The sequence below is a fragment of the uncultured Mailhella sp. genome (assembly GCF_944324575.1).
In the GTDB taxonomy this organism is placed as follows: domain Bacteria; phylum Desulfobacterota; class Desulfovibrionia; order Desulfovibrionales; family Desulfovibrionaceae; genus Mailhella.
Map to the genome: position 1 here is coordinate 1 of NZ_CALUWV010000135.1, position 4877 is coordinate 4877.

5 protein-coding genes are annotated in these 4877 nt (G+C 60.6%); 1 reads left to right on the plus strand and 4 read right to left on the minus strand.

Going from position 1 to position 4877, the window contains the following annotated elements:
* The 4 genes from Q0J81_RS10560 to Q0J81_RS10575 all read right to left on the minus strand — a co-directional run.
* Window positions 1–742, minus strand: a 742-nt coding sequence (locus tag Q0J81_RS10560; RefSeq protein WP_294447753.1) for a glycosyltransferase family 2 protein, incomplete at its 3' end; no start/stop codon positions are given.
* Between the two features lie 124 nt (window positions 743–866).
* Entirely contained in the window at window positions 867–1697 is an 831-nt protein-coding gene (gene tsf, locus Q0J81_RS10565) for a translation elongation factor Ts (RefSeq protein ID WP_294447755.1), read from the minus strand.
* 27 nt (window positions 1698–1724) lie between these two features.
* Window positions 1725–2474 (minus strand): 30S ribosomal protein S2, encoded by a 750-nt coding sequence (gene rpsB / locus Q0J81_RS10570; protein WP_294447757.1) that lies wholly within the window; start codon window positions 2472–2474, stop codon window positions 1725–1727.
* A 177-nt stretch (window positions 2475–2651) separates the two neighbouring features.
* On the minus strand, window positions 2652–3365 hold the full coding sequence (locus Q0J81_RS10575) for a hypothetical protein (RefSeq protein ID WP_294447759.1): 714 nt from the start codon (window positions 3363–3365) through the stop codon (window positions 2652–2654).
* A gap of 199 nt (window positions 3366–3564) precedes the next feature.
* Between Q0J81_RS10575 and Q0J81_RS10580 the strand changes: the two genes are divergently transcribed.
* Window positions 3565–4263 (plus strand): metal-dependent hydrolase, encoded by a 699-nt coding sequence (locus Q0J81_RS10580; protein ID WP_294447760.1) that lies wholly within the window; start codon window positions 3565–3567, stop codon window positions 4261–4263.
* Window positions 4264–4877 lie beyond the last annotated feature (614 nt).

Consider the following 4877-nt stretch of genomic DNA (forward strand, 5'->3'; position numbering starts at 1 on the left):
GGACATAGGTGCGTACCGTGTAGACCGACGTGTGCGCCGCCATGAGAAAGCCCGCCCGTCCGTCAAGCACGCCCAGCTTGCGCACGTACATGTCGATGAAACGCCACGTGCCGTGGAGAAGTCCCGCAAGAACGCCGCCCCTGCGCCCCTGCGACTCCAGATCGCGCGCGCCGCGTTCGGCGTAGTCGTTGAGCTTGTCGAGCTGGTTTCTGAAGTTGCAGTAGGTGTAGTGGAGCATGTCGCCCGAAAGCTCGCCGTACGGCCCCGCAGGCACGAACTTCTGATGCGCGCCGCTGTTTTCTATGCGTATGGCCTCGGGCAGGAACAGACGGAACAGCCTGTCGGGATAGCAGCCGCCGTGCTTCAGGAATCGGTCGAAATACCAGGTGCGACGCGGCATGGAAAACGCCGTTTTGTCGCCGGGGTTCTCTATCGCCGCAAGAATGCTTTTTTTCAGCTCGGGAGAAATGATCTCGTCGCAGTCGAGCATGAGCACCCACTTCGTGGGCGCGTTGGCCGCGAGCCAGTCGATGCCGTAGCGTATCTGCTTTGCATTGCCCGGCCACTTGTTCTGAATGAATATGGCTCCGTGAGCGCGGGCTATTTCCTCCGTTCTGTCGGAGCTGAAGGAATCCACGATGAGCACTCTGTCACAGAAGGAAAGCGATTCAAGACATTTGTCGAGCAGGCGCTCGCCGTTCAGGGTGATGATGAGTGCGGTAAGTCGTACGGCGTCTTCCATAGGCCATCCGTGAAAAGGGCATAAAAAAGGGGAGAGAATGTTCTCTCCCCTTGTATCCTGAACTCCTGACGGATTCAAGCTCACGGACGCGACTTTTCTGCAAAAGTCGCGTCAGAGGGCAGGATTACGCGCCAAGCTGGATGCGGACGAAGCGGCTGATGCTGACGGAGCAGCCGGCAGCCTTGGCGGCGGCCTTCATGAGATCCTGGACGCTCATCTTGTCGTCGCGGATGTAGGGCTGGTCGAGCAGGCACACTTCCTTGCAGTACTTCTTGACGGCGCCTTCGGCGATCTTGTCGATGATCTTTTCGGGCTTGCCTTCGGCAAGGGCCTTCTGACGATACACTTCGCGTTCGCGCTCGAGAAGGGCGGGATCGAGGCTGTCGGCGTCGAGGGCCAGAGGATTCGAAGCGGCGATCTGCATGGCGATGTTCTTGGCGAATTCGGCCACGGTGGCGTCGGCGGGCTTGTCGGTGTCCACTTCCACGAGAACGGCGAGCTTGCCGTTGGAGTGCACGTAGGTGCCGATGACGCCTTCACCTTCCACGCTCATGCGCACGAAGCGACCGAGCACGGTCTTTTCACCGGTGGAGGCGGCCAGCTCGTTCATGCTGTCCTGGAAGGAATCGAGGGTTTCGGGGTTGTTCGCGGCCACTTCTTCGGCCACGTGCTTGGCAAAGTCCTGGAACTTTTCGCCGCGGGCGACGAAGTCGGTTTCGGTCATCACTTCAACGATGGCGGAAACCTTGCCGTCGGTGCTGGTGGCGGAGGCGATCACGCCTTCGGAGGTGGCGCGGTCGGCGCGCTTGGCGGCCTTGGAAAGACCCTTCTGGCGCAGCCAGTCGAGAGCCTTTTCCACGTCGGCTTCACATTCGGTGAGAGCCTTCTTGCAGTCCATCATGCCGGCGCCGGTCTTGTCGCGCAGCTCCTTTACCATGGCAGCAGTAATAGCCATTGTCTTGCTCCTTGCAAATAAAAGGGGTTATTCAGCGGCTTCGGCCGTTTCGGCGGCCTTCTGCATGGCAGCTTCGGGATCAGCCACTTCCTTGGTCTGAGCGGCGCCTTCGAGGCAGGCTTCGGCCATGGCGTTCACAAAGAGCTTGATGGCGCGGATGGCGTCGTCGTTGCCGGGGATGATGTAGTCGATGACGTCGGGATCGCAGTTGGTGTCGGTGACGGCCACGATCGGGATGCCGAGCTTGCGGCATTCCTTCACGGCGATCTCTTCACGATGCGGGTCGATGATGAACACGAGCTGGGGAAGGCTGTCCATGTCCTTGATGCCGCCGAGCGTGAGGTTCAGCTTGTCGAGCTCGCGCTGGAAGCTGAGGATTTCCTTCTTCTGATAGCGGTTGATGGAACCGTCGGCAAACATGGATTCGAGCTTCTTCAGACGTTCGATGCTCTTCTGAATGGTCACGAAGTTGGTGAGGGTGCCGCCCATCCAGCGGTTGGTCACGTAGGGCTGACCGGCGCGGGTGGCTTCGGCGGCCACGGCTTCCTGAGCCTGACGCTTGGTGCCGATGAAGAGCACCTTGCCGCCGTTGGCAACGGTTTCCACGATCTTGTCGTGGGCAGTGCGGAACAGCTTCACGGTCTGCTGAAGGTCGATGATATGGATGCCGTTACGGGCGCCGAAGATGTAGGGGCGCATCTTGGGGTTCCAGCGACGGGTCTGGTGGCCGAAGTGGACGCCGGTTTCCAGCATCTGCTTCATGGTAACGTAAGCCATGGTGATTCTCCTTGAGAAAAAAGGGTTTGTCTTCCACATCGACCCCTGGCCCTTCACCCGTGAACGCCACTCGTTCCCGGGAACCCTGGCTGCTGCCGATGTGTGCATTGTGTGTAACTTGTGGTGTCTATCCTATTTTTCGCCGCAAGGCAAGCGTTTGACCGGGTAAAAAGCCGGCTATTTCTTTTCCGCCTTGTTGCCGCGCACGATCATGTCCGCAAAGCTCGTGGCCGTTTCCTTCACCCAGTCCAGATGAGGTTCGGGCTTGTCGTTGCCCAGTATGGAGGTCACCGTTACGAAAAGCACGGTGTCCTTCACCGGAACCACCGCCGTGGCCATGGCCGTGGACAGCCAGCTTTTGGGGCCGCGTTCCATCATATTAAAATGAATGAGACTGGTGTAGAGAAACGCGCTTGAGGTGCGTACCGAATCCACCAGAAGCGGCGTGCCCGCAGACAGCGCGTTTGAAAGCGCCTTTTCCCGGTTCTCCATTTCCTGCGCCGGCGTGTCGGTGCGGCTGCGCGGTATGCGCGAAAAGCCGATGAAAAGGCCTTCCGTGGAGCGGGCCAGAAGCTCGGCATCCTTCTGGTCGAGCGCGCGGCTCTGTCCCTCGAGCGCGCAGATGAGCACCTGCCTTGTCACCGCGTCGCGGCTGCCGTAGCGGTATTGATGCGCCATGTACTGCGGCAGGTACATCTTGATGAGGCGACCTTGCCGCACGGCGTTTTTTTCCGTGTCGAGAAAAAGATCGGATTCGTGATCCGCAAGCTCCGTGAATCCGTCGGGAGCGGCGAACTTGAGGCTGTCCACCCCGTCGTCGAACGCGAAGGCGGAAAGGGGAGCGAGGCAGAGAAAAAGCGTGAGCGTGAAAATCGTGATCGGGCGCGGCATGACGACTCCTTGCGTCGCAAAAAGACTTCCGCAAGGTTTGCCCGCACCGGCGCTTTTGTCAAGACGGGCGCTTTCATGGCTTGACCATGCGCACGGCTGATATTAAAAGAGAAACTCTGTCACCGTCCCCTTCGACGAAAACACCGGAGAGAACGGGGGAGCGCGCTTCCCCATTCATCTCCCCATCAACGGAGGAATCATGTCTCAGCTGCACATTACCTGGTATGGCCACTCCAACGTCATGCTCAGGGAAAACGGCGTGTCCGTTCTTCTCGATCCTTTCTTTGAAGGCAATCCCTTCGCGCCCGACTGGCGTGAAATTCCCCGTCCCGACATCGTCGCCCTGACCCATGACCACGGCGACCACCTCGGTCAGACCGTGGAAATCGTGCGCACCACCGGCGCAACCCTGTACTGCATCGCCGACCTCGTGGGCTATTTCCTCGAACACGGCGTGCCGAAAGGGCAGATCATCAACTACGGCATGGGCGGCAATGTGGACGGAACCCTTGAGGCCCACGGCGCAAAGCTCACCATGACTCAGGCCTTCCATTCCGCGGCCATGGGCTCTCCCGTGGGCTACGTCATCGAAATGCCCGGCGGCCACACCGTCTACCACGCCGGCGACACCGGTCTTTTCGGCGACATGACCCTTATTGCCGACCGCTTCAAGCTCGACCTTGCGCTCCTGCCCATAGGCGGCGTGTTCACCATGGACGGCGTGCTTGCCGCCAAGGCCGCCGCGCTGCTCGGCGCTCCCATGGTCATGCCCATGCATTACCGCACCTTCCCCGTGCTGGCGCAGAGCGCCGATCTCTTCGTGGAATCCCTGAAGAAGTACGCGCCCGACTGCACCCCGCTGGTCATGGAACCCAATGAAATGAGAGTGATTGACTAAGGCATCCGCCTCAGGGAACGTCGCGCCCGCCTGCGCCGCATGCCATGTCTGCGGGCAGACTTTCAGGGCGCGCGTTCCCCCCGGAAGGCCGCAGGTGAGACGGCGCGTCCGGGCTCCGGGGGAAAACGCAGCCTTTGTCCTCCGGAGTGTTTTCCTCAGCGTCCCTTTTGCGGCGTAGAGGCCCTTTTCCCCGTCTCTTTTCTGGCCTTCGCTTCGCGCAGGTTCGCCCCGTGCACGCGCCGTTCCGACCGGCAAGTGCCGTGCCGCAGCGCTTTTCAGTGCCTGCCGGAGCGCTTTTCAGTGCCTGCCGGAGCGTTTTTCCCCGGCGGGACTGTGCCGGACAACCATGTTCTGCGGAATGACGTTTGCCTTTTTCCGGCGCCTGTTTTTCTGTTTCTTCCACGGTGGACGCCGCTTCCCGCGTTTTGTGCCTTGTGCGCCCGTATCCTGTGGAAACGCCGTTTCCCGCGCTTTTTCCGGCAGATGACGGAGCCGGACGGACGCGTCCTTGCCGCTCTGCGTCCCGGTGCGCTCTGAAGAGCGCTTCGGAACGGCATGGCCTGTCCGCAGCTTCGGGCGGATTCCGCGCGGATTGCGGCGTTCCCTCCGGGAAG

Excerpts from the sequence above, each read along its gene's own strand:
- tsf (WP_294447755.1), bottom strand. The coding sequence starts at position 1,697 with ATGGCTATTACTGCTGCCATGGTAAAGGAGCTGCGCGACAAGACCGGC.
- rpsB (WP_294447757.1), bottom strand. The coding sequence starts at position 2,474 with ATGGCTTACGTTACCATGAAGCAGATGCTGGAAACCGGCGTCCACTTC.
- Q0J81_RS10575 (WP_294447759.1), bottom strand. The coding sequence starts at position 3,365 with ATGCCGCGCCCGATCACGATTTTCACGCTCACGCTTTTTCTCTGCCTC.
- Q0J81_RS10580 (WP_294447760.1), top strand. The coding sequence starts at position 3,565 with ATGTCTCAGCTGCACATTACCTGGTATGGCCACTCCAACGTCATGCTC.